Origin of the sequence: Streptomyces sp. NBC_00464 (genome assembly GCF_036013915.1) — a bacterium.
Classification (GTDB): domain Bacteria; phylum Actinomycetota; class Actinomycetes; order Streptomycetales; family Streptomycetaceae; genus Streptomyces.
In genome coordinates this window covers 16,542-36,219 of sequence record NZ_CP107901.1, presented here as the reverse complement: position 1 = coordinate 36,219, position 19,678 = coordinate 16,542, and the positions used below count along the sequence as shown (strand labels likewise).

General features: G+C 70.2%; 17 protein-coding genes. 10 read left to right on the top strand and 7 right to left on the bottom strand.

Going from position 1 to position 19,678, the window contains the following annotated elements; translation table 11 throughout:
* Positions 1–42: 42 nt before the first annotated feature.
* From OG912_RS39180 to OG912_RS39155, 6 genes are all read left to right on the top strand, one after another.
* Positions 43–663, top strand: a complete 621-nt coding sequence (locus OG912_RS39180) for a DJ-1/PfpI family protein (protein WP_326741015.1) — start codon at positions 43–45, stop codon at positions 661–663.
* Complete coding sequence (locus OG912_RS39175; RefSeq protein ID WP_327713800.1) at positions 660–2,531, top strand: AGE family epimerase/isomerase; 1,872 nt, start codon at positions 660–662, stop codon at positions 2,529–2,531. The genes OG912_RS39180 and OG912_RS39175 overlap by 4 nt, the downstream gene beginning before the upstream one ends.
* Positions 2,528–2,908: an STAS domain-containing protein gene (locus OG912_RS39170; RefSeq protein ID WP_326741017.1), complete on the top strand. Its 381-nt coding sequence runs from the start codon at positions 2,528–2,530 to the stop codon at positions 2,906–2,908. The genes OG912_RS39175 and OG912_RS39170 overlap by 4 nt, the downstream gene beginning before the upstream one ends.
* On the top strand, positions 2,905–5,409 hold the full coding sequence (locus OG912_RS39165) for a sugar phosphate nucleotidyltransferase (protein ID WP_327713799.1): 2,505 nt from the start codon (positions 2,905–2,907) through the stop codon (positions 5,407–5,409). Before OG912_RS39170 ends, OG912_RS39165 begins: the two co-directional genes overlap by 4 nt.
* A 162-nt stretch (positions 5,410–5,571) precedes the next feature.
* Positions 5,572–6,078, top strand: coding sequence for a MarR family winged helix-turn-helix transcriptional regulator (locus OG912_RS39160; RefSeq protein ID WP_326741019.1), 507 nt, complete (start codon positions 5,572–5,574; stop codon positions 6,076–6,078).
* A 182-nt stretch (positions 6,079–6,260) separates the two neighbouring features.
* Complete coding sequence (locus OG912_RS39155) at positions 6,261–7,472, top strand: IS701 family transposase (RefSeq protein WP_326741020.1); 1,212 nt, start codon at positions 6,261–6,263, stop codon at positions 7,470–7,472.
* A gap of 32 nt (positions 7,473–7,504) precedes the next feature.
* Here the strand turns inward: OG912_RS39155 and OG912_RS39150 are convergent, their stop codons facing one another.
* From OG912_RS39150 to OG912_RS39135, 4 genes are all read right to left on the bottom strand, one after another.
* Positions 7,505–8,863: a phosphomannomutase/phosphoglucomutase gene (locus OG912_RS39150; RefSeq protein WP_327713798.1), complete on the bottom strand. Its 1,359-nt coding sequence runs from the start codon at positions 8,861–8,863 to the stop codon at positions 7,505–7,507.
* Between the two features lie 212 nt (positions 8,864–9,075).
* Entirely contained in the window at positions 9,076–9,849 is a 774-nt protein-coding gene (locus OG912_RS39145; RefSeq protein WP_327713797.1) for an SDR family NAD(P)-dependent oxidoreductase, read from the bottom strand.
* 34 nt (positions 9,850–9,883) lie between these two features.
* Positions 9,884–10,975: an NAD(P)H-binding protein gene (locus OG912_RS39140; RefSeq protein WP_327713796.1), complete on the bottom strand. Its 1,092-nt coding sequence runs from the start codon at positions 10,973–10,975 to the stop codon at positions 9,884–9,886.
* A complete protein-coding gene (locus tag OG912_RS39135; protein ID WP_327713917.1) occupies positions 10,953–11,594 on the bottom strand; it encodes a ScbR family autoregulator-binding transcription factor in 642 nt (213 codons plus the stop codon). The genes OG912_RS39140 and OG912_RS39135 overlap by 23 nt, the downstream gene beginning before the upstream one ends.
* Before the next feature lie 132 nt (positions 11,595–11,726).
* On the opposite strand from OG912_RS39135, the gene OG912_RS39130 reads away from it, so the two are divergent.
* From OG912_RS39130 to OG912_RS39115, 4 genes are all read left to right on the top strand, one after another.
* Positions 11,727–12,725 (top strand): ScbA/BarX family gamma-butyrolactone biosynthesis protein, encoded by a 999-nt coding sequence (locus OG912_RS39130; protein WP_327713795.1) that lies wholly within the window; start codon positions 11,727–11,729, stop codon positions 12,723–12,725.
* A gap of 140 nt (positions 12,726–12,865) precedes the next feature.
* Complete coding sequence (locus OG912_RS39125) at positions 12,866–13,936, top strand: bifunctional DNA primase/polymerase (RefSeq protein ID WP_327713794.1); 1,071 nt, start codon at positions 12,866–12,868, stop codon at positions 13,934–13,936.
* A gap of 197 nt (positions 13,937–14,133) precedes the next feature.
* Positions 14,134–15,480 carry a DNA primase family protein gene (locus OG912_RS39120; RefSeq protein ID WP_327713916.1) on the top strand — a complete coding sequence of 449 codons (1,347 nt, stop codon included), beginning with the start codon at positions 14,134–14,136 and terminating at the stop codon, positions 15,478–15,480.
* Positions 15,477–15,881: a DUF6009 family protein gene (locus OG912_RS39115; RefSeq protein ID WP_327713793.1), complete on the top strand. Its 405-nt coding sequence runs from the start codon at positions 15,477–15,479 to the stop codon at positions 15,879–15,881. Before OG912_RS39120 ends, OG912_RS39115 begins: the two co-directional genes overlap by 4 nt.
* Before the next feature lie 377 nt (positions 15,882–16,258).
* On the opposite strand, the gene OG912_RS39110 is transcribed toward OG912_RS39115, so the two are convergent.
* The 3 genes from OG912_RS39110 to OG912_RS39100 all read right to left on the bottom strand — a co-directional run bounded on the left by OG912_RS39110 (position 16,259) and on the right by OG912_RS39100 (position 19,464).
* Entirely contained in the window at positions 16,259–16,642 is a 384-nt protein-coding gene (locus OG912_RS39110; RefSeq protein ID WP_326741027.1) for a DUF6009 family protein, read from the bottom strand.
* A gap of 126 nt (positions 16,643–16,768) precedes the next feature.
* Positions 16,769–18,391: a DNA primase family protein gene (locus OG912_RS39105; protein WP_327713792.1), complete on the bottom strand. Its 1,623-nt coding sequence runs from the start codon at positions 18,389–18,391 to the stop codon at positions 16,769–16,771.
* The gene (locus OG912_RS39100) at positions 18,388–19,464 is read right to left on the bottom strand and encodes a bifunctional DNA primase/polymerase (RefSeq protein WP_327713791.1); all 1,077 of its coding nucleotides are present in this window, start codon (positions 19,462–19,464) and stop codon (positions 18,388–18,390) included. The genes OG912_RS39105 and OG912_RS39100 overlap by 4 nt, the downstream gene beginning before the upstream one ends.
* Between the last annotated feature and the right edge of the window lie 214 nt (positions 19,465–19,678).

Genomic DNA, 19,678 nt, shown 5'->3' with positions numbered 1-19,678 from the left:
CCTGTCCACGCCACCTCCACCGACCGACGCGGGGATCCATACATGGGAATCATCGAGCCACTGCCCTCGGGCCGACTCGTCGGCAAGCGCATCGGCATCCTCATGGAGAACGACTTCGTCGAGGAGGAGATCTCCTACCTCGAACGGCGCTTCGCCGAGGAGGGCGCCCGGGTGGAGCTGCTGACCCGGCTGTGGGGCCAGGAGTCGCTGTTGTTCTCCGGCCACGGCAAGCGCGGCCGCACCCGGGTCGACGGTGACCTGGAGGAACTGGGCTACCACGAACTGACCCAGCTGTCCGCGCTCGTGGTGCCGGCCGGCATGGTCGCCGACCGGCTGCGCTACAGCGACCAGGTGGAGCTGCCCGCCCCCGCGGTGCGCCTGATGCGACGCGCCTTCGGCATACCGACCCTCCTGAAGGTCTTCTCCTGCCACGGGCTGCTGCTGATGTCGGCGGCCAAGGACCTGCTGGACGGCCGCCCGGTGACCTGCCACAACAACCTGGTCGCCGACGTGCGCAACATGGGCGCCGTCTACCGCGACCAGGACGTGGTCCAGGACGGCGACCTGATCACCTCGCGGGCGGTCGAGCACTGCCATCTCCTGGCCCGTACGGTGATCGAGGCCATCGACCGGCCCGCACGGCCCCACGGGGCCGCCGCGTGACCGCGACCTGGACACCACCGGCCGGGCCCGGCTTCTCCTACTCCGACACCGTCGCCGGATACGTCGTCGAGCACACCGGCGACCGGATCGCGCTGCGCACCCTGGACGGCGGCCCGGTGACCCTGCACCTGACCCCGGCCACCTGCGCACAGCAGTTGCGCAACCTCGGCGCGCCGTACCGCGACGTGACCGGGGAACTGGACCGGCAACTGGTGCCCGGCATGCTGCTGTTCAGCTACGGCCCGGTCTACACCGGTGAGCAGGGCCGGCACTTCCAGGCCGACCGGATCACCGTGGTCGGCGATCCGCAGTGCCCGCACCCCCAGGAGACGCCCGGCTGGTGGACCGACCAGCTGCGGGTCCTGGCCGGTTTCTACCGCCGCTCCCAGTTCGGCGACGGCGCACCGGACTTCGACGCCTACCGCACCGAGATCCGCAGCAGCGGCGAGAAGGCGGTGTACGGGGTCCAGGAGACCGACACGATCTCGCGCCTGGTGTACGGGATGGCCACCGCCTACCTGCTCACCGGCGAGGAGGAGTACCTGGACGTCGCCGAGGCCGGCTCCCGCTACCTCCACGAGAACCTGCGCTTCCACGACGAGGCCGCCGACGTCGTCCACTGGTACCACGGCATCGACAAGCAGCCTTTGGGCGAGCGCAAGCTCTTCGCCTCCGAGTTCGGCGACGAGCACCGCTCGCTGCCCGCGTACGAGCAGATCTACGCACTCGTCGGACTCGCCCAGACCTACCGGATCACCGGAGACCCGGTGATCCGCCAGGACCTCGAAGACACCGTGCGGCTCTTCGAGGAGTACTTCGCCGATCCCCGGCTCGGCGGCTACTACTCGCACATCGACCCGGTCACCCTGGGCCCGCACGACGACAGCCTGGGGCCCAACCGGTCCCGGAAGAACTGGAACTCCGTCGGCGACCACGCACCCGCGTACCTGATCAACCTGTACCTGGCCACCGGCGAGGAACGCCATCTGCGCATGCTCGAACACACCTTCGACATGATCGTGGAACACATGCCCGACCGCTCCCCCGATCCCAGCCCCTTCGTCAACGAACGTTTCCACGCGGACTGGTCGCCCGACCGGAGCTGGGGATGGCAGCAGGACCACGCGGTGGTCGGCCACAACCTCAAGATCGCCTGGAACCTGATGCGCATGCAGTCCCTGCGCCCCAAGCGGGAGTACCGGGCGCTGGCCGAACAGCTCGGCGCCACGATGCCCGGCATCGGCCGGGACGCGCAGCGCGGCGGCTGGTACGACCTGATGGAGCGCCGGGCCGTGGACGGACGGCACGCCTTCGCGCAGCACGACCGCAAGACGTGGTGGCAGCAGGAACAGGCGGTGCTCGCCTATCTGCTGCTGGCCGCACACACCGGCGAGGGTGAGTACCTGCGGCACGCGCGGGAGGCTTCGGCGTTCTACAACGCCTTCTTCCTCGACCACGACGCGGGCGCCGTCCACTTCACCGTCCTGGCCCAGGGCATTCCGTACGCGGTCGGCAACGAGCAGCTCAAGGGCAGCCACGCCATGTCCATGTACCACAAGGCCGAACTGTGCTTCCTGGCCGAGACGTACACCCGCCTGCTGATCCGGGGCGAACCGCTGGACCTCTGGTTCCGGCCCCGGGCCGACGCGGACTTCGCGGACCGGATCCTGCGGGTCGCCCCCGACCTGCTGCCCCCCGGGCGGGTGGTGCTGGACCGGGTCCTGATCGACGGCGAGCCCTGGACGGACTTCGATCCCGAGGGCATGACCGTCCGGCTGCCCCCCACCGACCGCCGGCTGACCGTCCGGGTCCGGCTCCGGCCCGTCGCCTCCACCCCGCGCCCCGATGAAGGAGGACCCGGCCCATGACCTTCGAGGCCTATCTCGGCTGCAGCGGACAGACCGCGAGCATCCACCTGTCCGGAGAGCTGACCGACAACCGGGTGGGCGCCCTGCGCGCCCTGCTGGGCCAGGCGGCCGCACGGCCCGTCAGCCGTGTCGTCCTGCGGATGGAAGGCCTGCTGTCGATGACCGCGGGCGGTGTGCGCGCCCTCGCCGTGACCCGGCAGGGCCTGCCGCCCGGCACCGAGCTGATCATCGTCGGCGCCCGCCAGGACGTGCTCGGTGTGCTGCGCAGCGGCGGCCTGGACGCGGCCGTCACCACGACGGACCCGCAGGCCTTCGCCGAAGCGCCGCGCCCTGCGATCCCCACCTTCGATTCGTTCCCCGAAAGGACCCTCCTGTGAAGGCTGTTGTGATGGCCGGGGGCGAAGGCACCCGCCTGCGCCCGATGACTGCTTCGGTGCCCAAGCCCCTGCTTCCCGTCGGCGGCCGGCCGATCATGGAACACGTCCTGCGGCTTCTGAAGAGGCACGGCATCGACGACACCGTGGTCACCGTCCAGTACCTCGCGGGCCTCGTCCGGGAGCAGTTCGGCGACGGGTCCGCGCTCGGCATGTCCGTCGAGTACGCCGAGGAACGGACGCCGCTGGGCACCGCGGGCAGCGTGAAGAACGCCGAGGAGCAACTGGGCGACGAGCCCTTCGTGGTGATCTCCGGGGACGCGCTCACCGACATCGACCTGGGCGAGCTGATCCGCTGCCACCGCGAGCGGAAGGCGATGGTCACCGTCTGCCTCACCCGGGTGCCCAACCCGCTGGACTTCGGTGTCACCGTCGTGGGCGCCGACGGCCGGATCGAGCGGTTCCTGGAGAAGCCCACCTGGGGCGAGGTGTTCTCGGACACCGTCAACACCGGTATCTACGTCATGGAGCCCGAGGTCCTCGCCCATGTGGAGGCGGGCGTGCCCGTCGACTGGTCGGGCGACGTCTTCCCCCGTCTGATGGAGCAGGGCGCGGCCGTCCACGGTTACGTCGCCGAGGGCTACTGGCAGGATGTCGGCACCCACGACAGCTACCGCCAGGCCCAGATCGACCTGCTGGAGGGACGGCTGGACGCCACCCCCGAGGGCGCCGAGCTCGCTCCCGGCGTGTGGGTGGCCGACGGCGCGGACATCCACCCCGATGCCGAGATCGAGGGCCCGGCCCACATAGGTTCCGGGGCGCGGATCAGCGCCGGGGCCCGCGTCCACGAGCACTCCGTGGTCGGCGCGCACAGCGTCGTCGAGTCCGGTGCCCATCTGCACCGGACGGTGCTGCATCCGCACACCTACGTCGGCCCGAACGCCTCGCTGCGCGGCTGCGTCATCGGCCGCAACACCACACTCCAGCGGTCCGTACGCATCGAGGAGGGCGCGGTCCTCGGCGACAGGTGCCGGGTGGAGGAGGGCGCGGTCGTCTCGCAGGGGGTGGTCGTGTACCCGGCGAAGACCATCGAGTCGGGGGCGGTGATCAGCTCCAGCCTGATCTGGGACACGCTCGGTGCGCGCTCCCTGTTCGGGGCGCACGGCGTCTCGGGTGTCGTGAACGTGGATCTCACCCCGGAGCTGGCGGTGCGACTGGCCGGTGCCTACGCCACGACGATGCCCCAGGACGCCACCGTCACCGTGGCCCGGGACCACTCGCAGGGCGCCCGGGTGCTGAGTGCGGCGGTCGTCTCGGCGCTGCAGGCCGGCGGGGTGCACGTGCGCGATCTGGGCCATGTGCCGCTGCCGGTGGCCCGCTGGGAGACGGCCCTGACCGACGGGGGCATCACCCTGACGGCCACCGCCGACGCTCCGGACTCGGTGGACATCTGCTTCCTGGACGAGCACGGCATCGACCTCTCCCAGGCCGCGCAGCGCAAGCTGGAGCGGGTCCTGGGCGGCCGGGAGTACCGCCGCGCCCCGGCCGGGGAGTTCGGCGCGATGGTGTCGACCGAGGAGTCCGGCGCCACCGCCGTCGAGTCGTACGCGGCCCATCTGCTGAAGAACATCGACACCCGCCAACTGGCCGAGGGCGGACCCAAGGTGGTGGTGGACACGGCGTTCGGCAGCGGCTCACTGCTGCTGCCCGCCGTGCTGGCGGGGCTCGGCATGAACGTCGTGACCATCAACAGCGGTCTCGACGACGCCCGGGCCACGGACACCGAGGTCGAGCGGCGTTCGGCGCTGCGCTACCTCGGCAATGTGGTGGCCGCCAACCACGCCGCCTTCGGCGTTCGCCTCGATCCCTCGGGCGAGCGGATGTCCCTGGTCGACGAGCACGGCACCTCCGTCTCGAACGAGCAACTGCTTTTGGTCATGGTGCAGTTGGTGACGGCCGAGCGGGCCGGCGGCCGTGTGGTGCTGCCCGCCACGGCCAGCCGCGTCACCGAGGGTCTCGCCATCCGCAATGGCGCCGAGGTGACCTGGGCGGCCACCGCACCGGACCGGCTGACCCGGGCCGCCACCCAGCGGGACACCGTTCTGGGCGCCGACGGGCGGGGCGCGTTCGCGATGCCCGAGAGCAGCCCGTACTTCGACGGGATCGCCGCGTTCGTCCGCCTGGCCGGGCTCATTGCACGGCGCGGCCTGCCGGTGAGCGAACTGGTGGCGGGCGTGCCCGGTGCCCATGTGCGCCGGCTCGAACTGGCCACGCCGTGGGAGACCAAGGGCGCGGTGATGCGCAGGGTGACGGAGGCGGCCGCCGGCCGCGAGGTGGACACCACCGACGGTGTCCGGGTGCTGGAGGCGGACGGCCGGTGGGCACTGGTCCTGCCCGACGCCTCGCAGGCACTGACCCGGGTGTGGGCCGAGGGCCCGGACGCCGCGGCGGCCGACGAGCTGGTGCAGCACTGGGCCGAGGCAGTCGTGCGCTCCGCCGCCTGACACGAAGTCCGGTCCCCGGCCGGGGACCGGACTTGCAGGGCCCCGCCGGGGGGCGCCGTGACCCAGCGTTCTGGCTCGCACCGTGTCCACGTGCCTAGACTGCTCCGACCCCTCACGCAGGCGATCCGACTCGCCGGGGACCCTCGGGGAGGTACAGAGCACATGACGACAGGCGCCGGACACGGAGCCCCGGGCCCCTTGGCGCTCTGCGCCCCCGCCACCGCGCCGCGCAGCCCGTCGGCCGAGCTGGCCGCCCAGGCGGCGCGGCTGACCGCGGTCATGGACGCCACGACCAACGCCGAGGTCGCCCGGCGCGGCCTGACCCGCGCGGACTTCGACGTCCTGGCGGCGTTGCGGTTCTCCGGCCCGGAGCAGCGCCTGAAGCCCACCGACCTCTCCGAGCGGTGCGGCCTGTCGTCCGGCGGCACCAGCAACGTCGTCCGGCGGATGACCGAGTCCGGCTACGTCGTGCGCGAGGCGGACCTCTACGACGGACGCAGTTCGTGGGCCCTGCTCACCGAAGAGGGACTGCGTATCGCCGAGAACATCCAGGACGCGGCGGACGCCGTACACGCCGGAATGCTGGATCTGCTCCCGCCCGGCGTCGTGGACGCCCTGTCCGCCCTGCTGGCGCAGGCCGCGTCGGTCCTGGAGCAGCAGAGCCGCTGAAAGTGGCCCTGAGCTGCACAGAAAGGGCCCGCAACCGCCGGTAGGCAGCGCCTGCGGACGTCCGGACTTCCCGAAGTAACCGAAGAGCTCCGTCCCTTGGCGCGAAAACATAAAGAACATTCGCTATTCTCTTGGAGGTCGACACAGAACTGTCAGGGGACGGCTCCAGGGAGGAACGCATCATGGCCGCGTATCGCATCGCTCAGGGTCCGGCTCCGTCCGGCCCGCCGACGGTCTCTGCCTTCGCCGAGGATCTCTTCGCCCACTTGCCGAGGGCGGATCAGCGCAGGTGGGCCGAGTCGTATCTGCACGGGCTGCTCGTCACACCGGGCAAGAAGTCGATGCGGCGACTGGCAGCGGCGGTCTCCAACTCGCCCACCGCCTGCCAGTCGTTACAGCAGTTCGTCAACGCCAGCCCGTGGGACTGGGGCCCGGCGCGGCACGAACTGACGCGCTGGATCGAGAGCCGGCAGCCGGCCCGGGCCTGGACCATCGTCCCGGCCGTGCTGCCCAAGCGCGGCGACCACTCGGTGGGGGTGCACCGCCGGTTCGTACCGGGCCTCGGGCGCACCGTGAACTGCCAGCTCGGGCTGGGGCTGTTCCACTCCACCGCGGGTGAGCATCTGCCCAGCGACTGGCGGCTGCTCCTGCCCGACCAATGGACCGACGATCCCCGGTTGCGCGACCGGGCCCGTATCCCGGCCCCGGTCCGCCACCGCCCGCTGTGGGCGGACGCACTCGACCTGGTCGCCACCACGGCCGCGCGCTCCTCGACAGCACCGGTCCCGGTCGTGGCGGACATGAGCGAGCTGCCCAACCTCCCCCGGCTGGTCGCCGGGCTCAGCACGCAGGGCAGGGAGTTCGTGATCGCCGTCCAGGAGAACATGAACGTGATCTCCGGCAGCCACCTCTCCCCGCAGAACACCCGGTACCTCACGGAGCCCGCCGCGACCCTCAGCGCCCGGCGTTCCCTCGACCCGCACCGGACCCGGCACCCGCACACCGCGGTGGTCGCGGATCCGGACGGGCGGCTGCGGCAGTCACGGGTGGTGTCGGGACTGGTCCGGCTGCCCGGCGTACGGCCGGAGACCGGCGGCCCCCACCGCACCTACCGGCTGTTCACCGAGCTGCGCACGGACAGCCGCCGGCCGTCCCCGGTGTGGCTCACCAACATGACGCACCGCCGCATGGACGAACTGCTCGCCCTCACCCGCCTGCTCACCGGGACCGGCGCGGTGATGCGCGTTCTGGAGAGCGACTTCGGGCTGCAGGACTTCGAGGGCCGGTCCTTCCCCGGCTGGCACCATCACATGACGCTGGTGTCAGCCGCCTACGCCTACAGCCGGCTGGCCCGCCCCGCCGAGACTCCGGTGCTCATGGACGCCTCCGCCTGACCAGGACCTGTCCGGCCGGTAACCGACCGGTCTCAGGCGAGGATGAGAGCCAGTACCTCGTCCCGCACCCGGGCGCAGGCCTGTGCGTCCCGGGCCTCGACGTTGAGCCGCAGCAGCGGTTCGGTGTTCGAGGCGCGCAGGTTGAACCACCAGTCCGGGGTGATGACGGTCAGGCCGTCCAGCTCGTCGAGTTCGGTCTGCGGCCGGTCCTCGTATGCGGCCCGGACGGCGGCCATACGGGCGTCCTGGTCGTCGACGGTGCTGTTGATCTCGCCCGACGCGGCGTATCTGTCGTACTGCGCGACCAGCTCGGACAGCGGCCTGCTCTGGCCGCCGAGGGCCGCGAGGACATGCAGGGCGGCGAGCATCCCCGTATCGGCGTTCCAGAAGTCGCGGAAGTAGTAGTGGGCGGAGTGCTCGCCGCCGAAGACCGCCCCGGTCCTGGCCATTTCGTCCTTGATGAAGGAGTGCCCCACCCGGGTACGGACGGGCTTGCCTCCGCTCTCCTCGATGACCTCCGGCACCGCCCAGGACGTGATCAGGTTGTGCAGGACCGTGGCGCCCGGGGCCTTGGCCAGCTCCCGGACGGCGACCAGCGCGGTAATGACCGAGGGGGAGACCGGCTCGCCCCACTCGTCGATCACGAAGCAGCGGTCCGCGTCCCCGTCGAAGGCGATGCCCAGATCGGCGCCGCACTCACGGACCCGGGCCTGCAGGTCCACGATGTTCTTCGGGTCCAGCGGGTTGGCCTCGTGGTTCGGGAACGTACCGTCCAGCTCGAAGTAGAGGGGTACGAGTTCGAGGGGCAGTCCCTCGAAGACCGTCGGCACGGTGTGGCCGCCCATGCCGTTGCCCGCGTCCACCACCACCTTCAGCCGGCGGATGCCGGAGAGATCGACCAGTCCCCGCAGGTGCTCCGCGTACGCACCGAGCACATCGCGTCGCTCGATCGCACCGACCGGCTTCAGCAGGGGCGGCGCCCCGGACACGGCCCAGCGCTCGACGAGTTCGCGGATCCGGGCCAGCCCGGTGTCCTGCCCGACCGGGACCGCTCCGGCCCGGCACATCTTGATGCCGTTGTACCGGGCCGGGTTGTGCGAAGCGGTGAACATCGCCCCCGGCAGGGCCCAGACACCGCTCGCGTAGTACAGCTCGTCCGTTGAGCACAGCCCGATCTCGACGACATCCGCGCCACGCAGCGCGACACCCTGTGCGAAGGAGTGGGAGAGCCCCGGTGACGAGGGCCGCATGTCGTGCCCGACGACGACCGCCTGTGCACCCGTCACCTCGACGAAGGCGGAACCGAACAGTTCCGCCAGCGACTCGTCCCACTCGTCCGGCACCACACCGCGAACGTCGTACGCCTTGACGATTCCAGACAGGTCGGGCACGGCGGTCCTCCGCAGGTGTCAGTTCGGCGACCGCGCCTTTCGCGAGCCGGTATCCGAACCTACGGGCCCCCTCGCGGGACACCGCAGGACGGAGGAAGGATCGGATGAGGCTTCGGCAAGTGGCCTCTTCCGCAGATCCCCCCCGTCCTCTACGGGTCCCGCGCGCGGGATGCCGCGCCTGCTCCGGCGGCGAACCGGGCCACGGCCAGGTCCTACAGGGCGCTCCAGCCGCCGTCCACCGAAATGGCGGCGCCCGTGACGAAAGACGCCCGTACGCTGCACAGCCAGGCGGCGGCCTGGGCCACTTCCGCCGGTTCCGCCATGCGCTTCTGGGCCGACTTCTCGACGAAGGACGTTTCCAGCTCCGGGGCCTGCTCCAGGACTTCTTCCATCATCTCGGTACGGGTGCTGCCGACCACCAGGGCGTTGACGCGAAGGGCCCGGTCACCGTACTCAAGGGCGGCTGCCTTGGTCAGACCGAGGACCGCATGCTTGGCCGCCACGTATGCCGCGGCGGCTCCGGTCGCCCTGATTCCGGCGACACTGGAGGTGTTGACCACAGCTCCGCCCCGGCCGGTGGCGAGCATGACCGGGATCTGGCTGTGCAGGCAGTTCCACACGCCCCGCACGTTCACGTCCATGATCCGGTCGAACACCGCCCGGTCCGTCTCATGGATCAGGGACCCCGCCACCGCGTAGCCGGCGTTGTTGAACGCCCCGTCCAGCCCGCCGAAGGTGTCGACCGCGACCGCGACGGCACGCTCGACGTCCACGTCACTGGTCACATCCCCCGGCGCGGCCACCGCCCGCCCACCGGCGGCGGCGATCTCCTCGACGAGCGCCTCCAGCCGGTCCTTGCGGCGGGCCATCAGCACCACCTGCGCCCCCTCCGCGGCGAACAGCCTCGCCGCCGCGGCCCCGATCCCACTGGACGACCCGGTGATCATGATCCGCCGGCCATCCAGTAAACGCCGTACCTCGCTCATGATGTCTCCCCCCAGCTGACGGGCTCCCCGCCCGTCAGTAGTGAACCTTCTCGCTGCCACGATGGCCATGGCATTCGAAGTATTCGCCGCGCCCGGCCTGCACGGGGCCTGTCCGGAGGCTGCCGGGTGTCGCTACGGAACCGGCCTCCACGCAGGCGCTGTGCCGCGCAGGCCCGCCCGGCCCTGCCCCTCGGAAGAGCCCGGCGTGGCGTTCGGCCCAGGTGCGAAATGCCGCCGGCGCGTGGCCGGTCACCTCCCTGACACCGTCGGCGAGCAGTGTTTTCGCACCATCCCGCTGCCGCCTGGCGGTGTCCAGGATGGCTTGCGCGACCGGTTCCGGGTGGCGTCGCCGCCATGCCTGAAGGGCCTGTTCCTCCGTCAGTTCCTCGTATGTCAGGGCCCGTCCGAGGGCTCTGCCCAGCTGCTCGGTCTGCTCGCGCACCGACAGGGCCTGCGGACCGGTCAGCGCATAGGTGCGCCCGTCGTGACCCGGCATGGACAGGGCGCAGGCCGCGGCCTCGGCAACGTCGCGTGGATCGACGCAGGAATTGCGCGACGTGCCGTACAGCCCCCGCACCACGCCCTGCCCGCGCACCGACGGCGCCCAGTCGAGCGTGTTCGACATGAAGGCGCGCGGCCGCAGGATCGTCCAGGCCAGGCCCGACGCCTTCAGCAGCTCCTCGGACTCCCGCTGCCAGCGGGTGATCATGTCCTGGGCGTCCGGGTCCGTCACGGCGAGTGCGGACAACTTGACCACATGCCGTACGCCTTCCCTGCGCGCCGCCGCAAGGATGTTCGCGTCGTGTGTGGGCCGCAGGGGGTCGAAGGTGACCGCCAGAACGGCATCCGCCCCCGCCAGTGCCCGTGACAGGTCGCGCCGTTCGGCGAAGTCCGCCCCGACGATCGTGCCCGCCACTCCCCCGCGTGCGGCGCGCGCCGGGTCCCTGGACAGCGCGGTCACCGCGTACCGGCCGGCCAGCATGCGTGTCACCAGCGCGCCGACCGTTCCGCTCGCGCCGGTGACAGCGATCCTCAGGGGGCGGCCCGGCACTCCACTCGTGCGGCCGGCCGGGGAAGCGAGGAGCCGCTCCCCCTCCGCGACATCACCCCTGGACAGGGTTCGCACGGCTGTTCCCTCGCTCCGGGTCCAGGTCGATGCTGTCCACCAGGCCCGGTACAGCGATGCCCGGCAACAGCAGCCGCCACATCTGCACCACCTGTTCGGTGAGGTCGTCCCTGCCTGTGCGGATCTCCGAATACAGCTGCACGCCCGTACACGCACCGACCACAAAGGTGGCCGTCCGGTCCGGGTCCACACCCGAGCGCAACTCGCCATTTTTCTGGGCTGTTTGCAGACAATCCGCCATAATGCCATGCCAGTTCTGATAGGAACTGAGACTCTCGACGCCAAAACCTCCCTGCTCCACCGCCAGCCGCACACCCGCCCGCAGCAACACGTCCTCACGCAGTTGCCGTGACCAGACCAAGGTGAGATCCACCAACCGCTGCAGTCCCTGCGAAGCCAGGTGCGGCATGACGCTCTGAGGCTGTGCGTTCATGACCGCGAGCGCCAGGTCCTGCTTCGACTTGAAGTGGAAGTACAGCGCACCCGCAGTCACCCCCGCGCGCTCCAGGATCTTGGTGATGGCAGCCCCCGCGTACCCCTTCGTCTCGAACTCCTCGGCAGCCGCAAGAAGAATCAACTCGCGGGTCCTCAGAGCCCTTTCCTGTGTCGGTCGTGCCATCTCGGCTCCCATGTACAGCTCGACAAAAAAAAGAACGACCTCTATGTTATCCATCGTTGCCTGCACAGTCCACTGCAAGCCGACAGCGTCTTCCGCACCTGGATCTGCCCCAACGCCTCCCGGGAGTTCCGTATGCACCTCATTGCCGCTGCGCCGCACCCCGAGTTCGTACAGAAGGAGCTCGTCCACAAGGCGAACGCCGACGAGGTCCTTCTCACCGGTTGGACCAGTAGGGCCGACGACACGTTCACCGTGTCGGCCCACTGGCCCACAGCCCACAGCTACTACGTGACGCGCCGGAAGCACGTCGACCTGATGCTCCTCAACGAGACGGTCCGTCAGGTCTTCCCGCTGCTCTGCCACGAGGCTTACGACGTACCGCTCGGCCACCATCTGCTGTGGGACACCTACGAGTACGAGATCACCCCTGCGGCTCTCCTGGCCGAGGAACTCTCCGGGTCCGTCGAGCTGCACGTCCGGTGCCTGGGAGCGCTCTACCGCGGGACCCGTCTGACCGCCCTGTCGCTCCTGATCACCGTCACGCGCGACGGCGTCGAACTGGCCACCGCCAGCACCCGGCTGACCGTCCAGGCTCCGGCGATCTACCAACGCCTGCGCCACGGCCGGGGAGCACCCGGCCTCGTCCGTCCGCTCCCGCCGAGCAGACCCGCGGCAGGGATACTGCCCCAGCACATCGGCAGGAGTTCGCTGAACGACATGGTCCTCTCCCCCACCGGCACCGGCGCCCCCTGCCTCTGGCAGTTACGCGTCGACACCGGACACCCGCTGTTCTTCGACCACCCGGTCGACCACGTCCCCGGGCTGCTGCTGATCGAAGCGGCTCTGCAGGCGGCGCAGTCCGTGGCCCACCCGCGGCGCATGACCCCGGTGGGAATGGAGACCCGCTTCAAGCACTACGTCGAACTCGACGCTCCCTGCCTGATCGAGGTGCAGCAGCTCCTGGACGATCCGCTGGGCCGCGCCCACCTGGGCATCACGATGCGGCAGGAGGGTGTCGAGAACTTCGCGGCCACCGTCACGCTGTCACCTGCTTCCGGCAGCCGCTCCGAACAGCCACTGACCAGCATCATCCCCTCGTCCGTCCGGACGACGGCCCAGCTCGTGTCGTAGGCCCGCCCGCGTCCTCATCGCGCACCGGAGCCACTCAGGACGCTGCCGCTTCCGGGGAATTCTTCCTGCCGGACCTCCGCCGGAAGCGGCTCGCACCCGCGGCAGCGCACCCATCCGAATCGTCAGAAGGCGTCATCATCGTGCACTCCACGTTCCGTCCGGACATGCTGGCCATCGCGCGGTGGTGCGCGGCGGCCGGCTGGCCGGTGCACCCGCTCGCCGCGGGCCGCAAGACTCCCGTACGGAACTGCCCCACGTGCGCCGAGTCCGGACACGTACACCTCGGCTGCCCCTGCGTTTCCGCCGGCCGGTGGTGTCACGGGTTCCACGCCGCGACCACGGACCCCGGCCGGATCAGCGCCCGGTGGGCGAATGACAAACGCTCCGGCGTCGGGGTCTCCTGCGGTCCGGCCGGGCTCGTCGTGATCGACATCGATGCCCATGCTGTCCCCCTTCCGGAGCGTGAACGGCTGCTGCCGGGAATCCCCGTGCACGACGGCGTGGACCTGACCGGTCTGGAGAACGGCTTTCACACCCTCGCCCTGCTGGCAGCCCTCCGCCGGGAGCCCGACCCCGCAACCGATCCGACGACCCTGCGGGTCCGTACCCCGTCGGGCGGCATGCACGTGTGGTACCGCGCCGGAGCCGGCCGGAGCTGGCTGTGTTCGACAGGTTCGGGGCGTGGCAGGGCACTGGCCTGGCAGGTCGACGTACGTGCCACGGGCGGATACATCGTCGCTCCGGGCACCACCACGACAGCCGGCACCTACACACCCGTGGGCGACTGCCGGACGCCCGCCCCCCTGCCCGCCTGGCTGGACGCCGAGCTCACCCGCACAGGCCATCTGAACACCCCCTCGCCCGCGGCCCGTTCCCGCCTGCCCCCGCCGTCCCGCGCCCGCCAGGCAGTCGCCGCGGGGGGCGGCGGACGCACCGCCGCAGCACGTGTGCTGGAGAGCGTTCTGGCGGATGTCGCCAGTTGCTCGGCCGTCGCACAGGGTGCGGGATTCACCGCCAGGCTCAACCGTGCGGCGTTCACCCTGGGGGGTCTGGTGGCTGCGGGCCACCTCGCCCACCACACCGCATACGACACGCTGCTGGCCGTGGCGGAACATGTCCGGCCCGGCCGGCACATCCGCGCGGCCGCCATCGTGCGCAATGGACTCGACGCAGGTACCCGACGCCCCCTCTACCCGGGAGGACGCTCGTGAGTTCTACCGTCTTCGACCCGGCCACGACAGCGCTGCAGATCCTGGCCAGGACACCACAGGACCAGGCGCCCTGGTTACGCGCGCCCACCGGGCCGCACCCGCGGGTCGCCGCGGACGCGGCCCGGCGCAGCGGTCCCGCCGGGCCGTTCCGGACGACGGATTCGGGGCTGCTGCCCGACTCCCTCACCGACCGGGGCATGGCGAAGACCTTCGCCCACCTGTACGCACGGGACTACCGGCACGTCAACGGCCTCGGCTGGTACAAGTGGACCGGCTACCGCTGGGAGCCGGACGAGCACGACACCGTTGTCTGGAGCGCCGGTGACATGGCCGAGTCCCTGGCCACCACCGACCCCACCGGCGAGTACAACACCGTGGAACTGCGCCGCGAGCGCCGCCGTGCCATGTCGACCCCCGGCATCAAGTCCATGCTCACCCAGGCCAAGTCCGCCGAGGGCATGCTGCTGGACGCCTCGCGCCTGGACGCCGACCCGTACGCCCTGTGCACACCCGGCGGAGTCGTCGACCTGCGCACCGGGGCGCTCGGCCCACCCGACCCGCTCGCCGGATTCCACTCGCGCGCCACGTCGGTCTCACCGCAGCAGATGCCCACCCCCCGCTGGGACCGCTTCCTGACCGACACCTTCGGATCGGACGCCGAGGGAAGGGAGATGATCTCCTTCCTGCATCTGCTGCTCGGCTACTCCATCACCGGCGACGTCGGCGCGCAGATCCTGGCGTTCCTCTACGGCATGGGCAAGAACGGCAAGAGCGTCCTGCTCGACGTGCTGGTCAAGCTGCTGGGCGACTACGCCGACGCGGCCCCGCCCGGTTTCCTGATGGCCAAGCCCTTCGAGAGCCACCCCACGGACCTCACCGAATTGCACGGCCGCCGTGTCATCGTGTGTTCCGAACTCAAAGCGGGCGACCGCTTCGACGAGGCCCGCGTCAAGCTGCTCACCGGTGGCGACATCATCAAGGCCCGCCGGATGCGGCAGGACTTCTTCTCCTTCGTCCCCACCCACAAGCTCTTCCTGCTGGGCAACCACAGACCCGAGGTCGGCACCGGCGGCTTCGCGTTCTGGCGCCGGATGCGCCTGCTGCCCTTCGACCGTGTCGTCCCCGACATCCGCAAGGTCGACAACCTGGCCGACATCCTGGTCACCGAGGAGGGCCCGGGCATTCTGGCCTGGCTGATCACCGGCGCCCGCCGCTACCTGGGCGGCGACAAGGATCTCACCGGGCCGGAGAGGGTACGGATGGCCACGACCGCGTACGCGGAGACCGAGGACCACCTCGGGCGCTTTCTCGCCGAGTCCTGCAAGGTCCGCCCCGGAGCGCGGGCCGAGCAGAAGACGGTGCACCTCGCCTACACCCGCTGGTGCGAGAGCGAGGGCGCCTCACCGGTCTCCTCACGCGCCTTCGCCGCCCGTGTCCGCGAGGTCATCGGCATCAGCTCGCCCAAGGAGATGGCTACCTCGAACTCCAGAAAGTACTACCCAGGCATCGCCCTGCTCACCGACAACACCGAGGAGCGTGCGTGAGCGCCCTGATCGACCCCGAGGACCTCACCCACGAGCACGACCTCGTGTGGCTGGAGGACACCAGCTCCCTGGGTTACGTCCGGCAGGCCCTCGACCGCATCGCGGGCCGCACCCGCAAACCCCCCTATCACCGGGCCGGCCGCCTCGTCGGGTACGCCACGCTCGGCCCCGACGCCCGGCCGTCACGCGCATCCGGCACCTACGTCCGCCGGGTGTTCTGGCTCGCCCCCCACGACCGCGACCAGCAGCCCGACGGGCTCTACAGCAGCGGTGCCCCGTCCGAGGCCGTCGACCCCCGCACAGTGAGCCCCGGGGTGAAGGGCTACAAGACGGAACGGTCCGAAGGCGGTCCGGCGTCGGACGCCATGCGCGAACTGGGCATCACCCTGCCCAAGGCCTGATTGCTGACTGCCCCGAGAGGGCCCGCGCGGGATCTTTCCCGCGCGGGCCCTCTTTCGGTTCCGTCGCTGGTGTCCCCAGCGATCGAAGGGACCGGAACCGTTGAGACTCTGCTTCGGTCCCTTCGATCGCTGGCTCGGAACTGGCCGAAACCGCAGGTCAAAGAGGTATGGACAACCGCACAGGGACTGAAGCGACTCAACTTCGCACTACAGGCTCCTACGCTCTTGCCCTCGGATGCGTCACAGATGCGTACCTTGAGTCGCTTGAGTCGCTGTTCCTGTGCCGGTATGCCCTTTGACCAGCGGTGATCCGCACACAGCTCACCGCTTTGCGCTCCGCCCCCAGTCGCTGGGCGCCCGGACTCAGACCCTCTTGCTCACTGACTCGCTGCTATCCCCGCGGCGGGACCACGCTGGGACCGGGGGGTCTTGTCCCCCACCCGGCAGGGCTCGATGGTGCGGGGGTCGACGGCCTCGCCGGGGGCACCTTCGTGGTACGGGCCGTCAGGTTTCGCGTCGCGGTCGTGCGGGAGGAGGAAGAAGACCCGGCGGCGCTGGAGCCCGCTGTCGGGGTCGGCTTCGGCGTGGGCATCGAGTTCGGTGTAGCCGACCATGCGGCCGTCCCGTTCGTAGCGGGGTCTGCCGCGGCGGCGCGGGGTCTTGTCGAGGGCCTGGCGCACGTAGTCGAGGTCTTCGGGGTTCTCCAGCCACACCACGGCGTTCTCATGGCGGAGGTCGCTCTCGTTCAGCAGCGAACTCATGACCGCAGCCCCTTTTCGATGTCGTCGGCCGGTTGCGGGCCGCAATGGGTGTGATGAGCACGTTCCCGGGTGGGGGCACCGTGTCCAGGATAGGCGCCGTCGGCGCGCGGGCAGGCGTCGCACAGCTCAGGCATGGTCAACCCGGGTTTCGTCGTCGGAGAGGAGCCCGAGGCCCGGGTAGTACTTCTTGCCGCTGGATTTCATCATGTCGGCAGGTGAGGCGAGGGAGAGTTCCTGGCGTACCCGGGTGGCGAAGGCACGGGCGGTGGCGGGCCGGATGCCTTCTCCGGCACTGCACCAGCTGCTGTAGGAGGCGTACAACAGGCCTTGTTCGACCCGGAGATCACCCGGGAGACGGTCGGTGCCGCGCTCGTGAGCACCAGTGGTGCAGCATTCGGCGAGAAAGCGGCCGATGTGGTCTTCGGTGGTCGCGTAGGCCTCGGTGGCGGTACGGACCGTGGCGGGCCCGGTCAGGGGGTCGCGGGTGGCGAGATAGAGCTTGGCTCCTTCGATGAGCCACTGCAGGATGCCGGGGCCTTCGCTCTGTACGAGTTCCTTGGCCAGGTTGTCGATCTTGCGCATGGCCGGGACGACGCGCTCGAAGGGGATCAGTCGGATCCGCCGCCAGAAGGCGTGGCCACCGGTGCCGACCTCCGGGCGGTGGTTGCCCAGCAGCCAGAGCTTGTGGGTGGGGTTGAAGCTGAAGAAGTCCTGTCGCATGCGACGGGCCATGATGCGGTCGCCGCCGGTCAGGAGCTTGACCCGGGATTCGTCGAACTTGTCGTTCGGTTTGAGTTCCGAGCAGACGACGATCCGGCGGCCGTGCAGTTCGGTGAGTTCGGTGGAGTGCTCGGAGAACTTGCCCTTCTCCATCAGGAAGCCGGGCGGGGCGGCCTGGGCGTAGTCGCCGAGGATCTGGGTCATGACGTCCAGCAGGACGGACTTGCCGTTGGCGCCGGTGCCGTAGAGGAAGGGCAGGACCTGGGCGCCGACGTCGCCGGTGACGGAGTAGCCGAGCAGCAGGTGGAGGAAGTGGATGGTCTCCTCGCCCTTGGCGTCGTCGCCGAAGGTGTCGTGGAGGAAGCGGTGCCAGCGGGGTGTGGGCATGGTCTCGGGGGCGACGCTGGTGGCCCGGGAGTGCATGTCCGTTTCGGGGTCGGGCTTGTGGAGGTTGCCGGTGTGGAGATCGACGACGCCTGCGGGCGTGCACAGGACATAGGGATCACCGTCCAGGACGTCGGGGTCCAGGGCCAGGGCCGGGGATGCCTTGGCCTGGGTGAGCATGGCCTTGATTCCGGGGGTCGACATGGAGCGTCGGCGGTGGGAGGCGAGTTCCCGGTCGGTGAACTGGCCGGTGGAGTCCTTCGCGGGCATCTGCTCGGCCAGGTCGCCGGCTGCCCAGACTGCTGCCTTTTCACCGCCCGTACGCTTCCAGCGGTACTGGTCCCAGTGGTACCAGCCCAGGCCCTCGACGTGTCGGAACTGATCACCGAACATCACCGCGAACAGCTTGGCGTTGCCGCGGTCCGTGAGCAGCGCGGGCAGCCGGCCCGACGGCGGCGACTGTTCGAAGACAACTGAGGTGCTCTGCTGGGCGGGCAGGCTCGGCTGGCCTGCCCGGACTTCTGACTCGCCCTCGGACCGGACCTTCGACTCGGTTCTTGACTCGGCTTCTGCCTGGACTTCGAGATCGAGCATCTGCTGCGCTGCGGCAGTGGCGTCGAAGCGTGGGCTGTCGGCGCTGCTCATGGGCGTCCTTTGAGGTGAAGCGGCCGGCTTGCGCCGGCGGACAGGGCAGAGGCGATGACGGAGAGGCTGTGCCGGCTGCGGTGGGGCCGTGCGGCATCAGCTGCTGTGGTCAGCAGGGCGCGTGCCTGCGTTTCGGTGAGGTGGCCGGTGGCGATCAGGCCCCCGGCGGTGTAGGCGGCTCGGTTCAGCTTTTCGGTGAAGGCGGTTCCCTCCGTGGCTGCTGCGCATGCTTCCACCTGTGCCAGCAGCGTTTCCAGAAGCTGGTGGGCGCGTTGCCCGGCCGGTCGGTGTGAACTGGGCCTCTGCGGCGGGACCGGGGCGGATTCCTGGGTCACCGGGTGTCCGGTGCGCCGGAGTTCTGCCGCGAGCCAGTCGGGGAGGACCGCGGGAAGCCGGGCGGGGCCGACGGCGGTGTACGTCCCGGCGGGCGTGCGGGTGGCCGGGGTGACGATGTAGCCGCCGGTGGATCGGACGTCGACCTGCCAGGCGAGGGCGACTTTGGGGCTGGAACCCACGGAGGACCGGTAGCGCGGCCCTTCGTCGGGCGTCCGGTACCAGACGTGCAGCCCGCCCGACGGGGTTCGTACACGAAGGGTGCTGTCGTCGTCTGCCGGGCTCTGCTGGCCGCGCAGCGCGGCCAGCAGAGCGAGAGTGTCGAACCCGGAGGCGAGGCCTGCCAGGTTGACGCTCTCGTGAATGGAGATGCCGGGGAGAAGCCTGCTGCGGTCGGGCACTTCAGCACTGTGGGCATCGATGTCGAGGACGACGAGGCCTGCCGGGCCGCAGGACACTGCGACTCCCAGGTGAGGGTGCCTGCCCCACCAGGCTTCCAGGAGCGCCGGGTTCGTGGTCGCTGCGTGGAAGCCGTGGCACCACCTGCCTGCGGAGTGGCAGGGGCATTCCCGCGGTTGGTGCGGTTCCTCGCGGCACAGCGGGCAGTTTCCGGCGGGGGTCTTGCGCCCGGCTGCCAGGGGGTGGACGGGCCAGCCGTTTCCGGCACACCAGCGCGCAACAGCGTAGGGACTCGTGGTTCCCGCCCTGCGGGGCCCACTGGTCTCACTGTGACGCGGCACGCTGATCGTCCTTGCCGAGGGCCAACAACTTGCTCAGCCCCTCCGGCAAACATGCAGGTCACAGCGCTGCCACTGTGGAATAAGGGACCGAAGGGACTGAGTTTTCCAATTGCGACAGAGCCTACAGGAGCCACTCGCACGGAGGTGTGGCTGTTTTCGGACTTGGTCCCTTCAGTCCCTTTGCCACCTGGGAAGTTGGGCTGGTCCGGCCTGG

Coding starts and splice junctions, on each gene's coding strand:
- OG912_RS39160 (WP_326741019.1), top strand. CDS start 5,572: ATGACGACAGGCGCCGGACACGGAGCCCCGGGCCCCTTGGCGCTCTGC.
- OG912_RS39145 (WP_327713797.1), bottom strand. CDS start 9,849: ATGAGCGAGGTACGGCGTTTACTGGATGGCCGGCGGATCATGATCACC.
- OG912_RS39135 (WP_327713917.1), bottom strand. CDS start 11,594: ATGGCACGACCGACACAGGAAAGGGCTCTGAGGACCCGCGAGTTGATT.
- OG912_RS39105 (WP_327713792.1), bottom strand. CDS start 18,391: ATGAGCAGCGCCGACAGCCCACGCTTCGACGCCACTGCCGCAGCGCAG.
- OG912_RS39180 (WP_326741015.1), top strand. CDS start 43: ATGGGAATCATCGAGCCACTGCCCTCGGGCCGACTCGTCGGCAAGCGC.
- OG912_RS39170 (WP_326741017.1), top strand. CDS start 2,528: ATGACCTTCGAGGCCTATCTCGGCTGCAGCGGACAGACCGCGAGCATC.
- OG912_RS39120 (WP_327713916.1), top strand. CDS start 14,134: ATGGCGAAGACCTTCGCCCACCTGTACGCACGGGACTACCGGCACGTC.
- OG912_RS39130 (WP_327713795.1), top strand. CDS start 11,727: ATGCACCTCATTGCCGCTGCGCCGCACCCCGAGTTCGTACAGAAGGAG.
- OG912_RS39155 (WP_326741020.1), top strand. CDS start 6,261: ATGGCCGCGTATCGCATCGCTCAGGGTCCGGCTCCGTCCGGCCCGCCG.
- OG912_RS39110 (WP_326741027.1), bottom strand. CDS start 16,642: ATGAGTTCGCTGCTGAACGAGAGCGACCTCCGCCATGAGAACGCCGTG.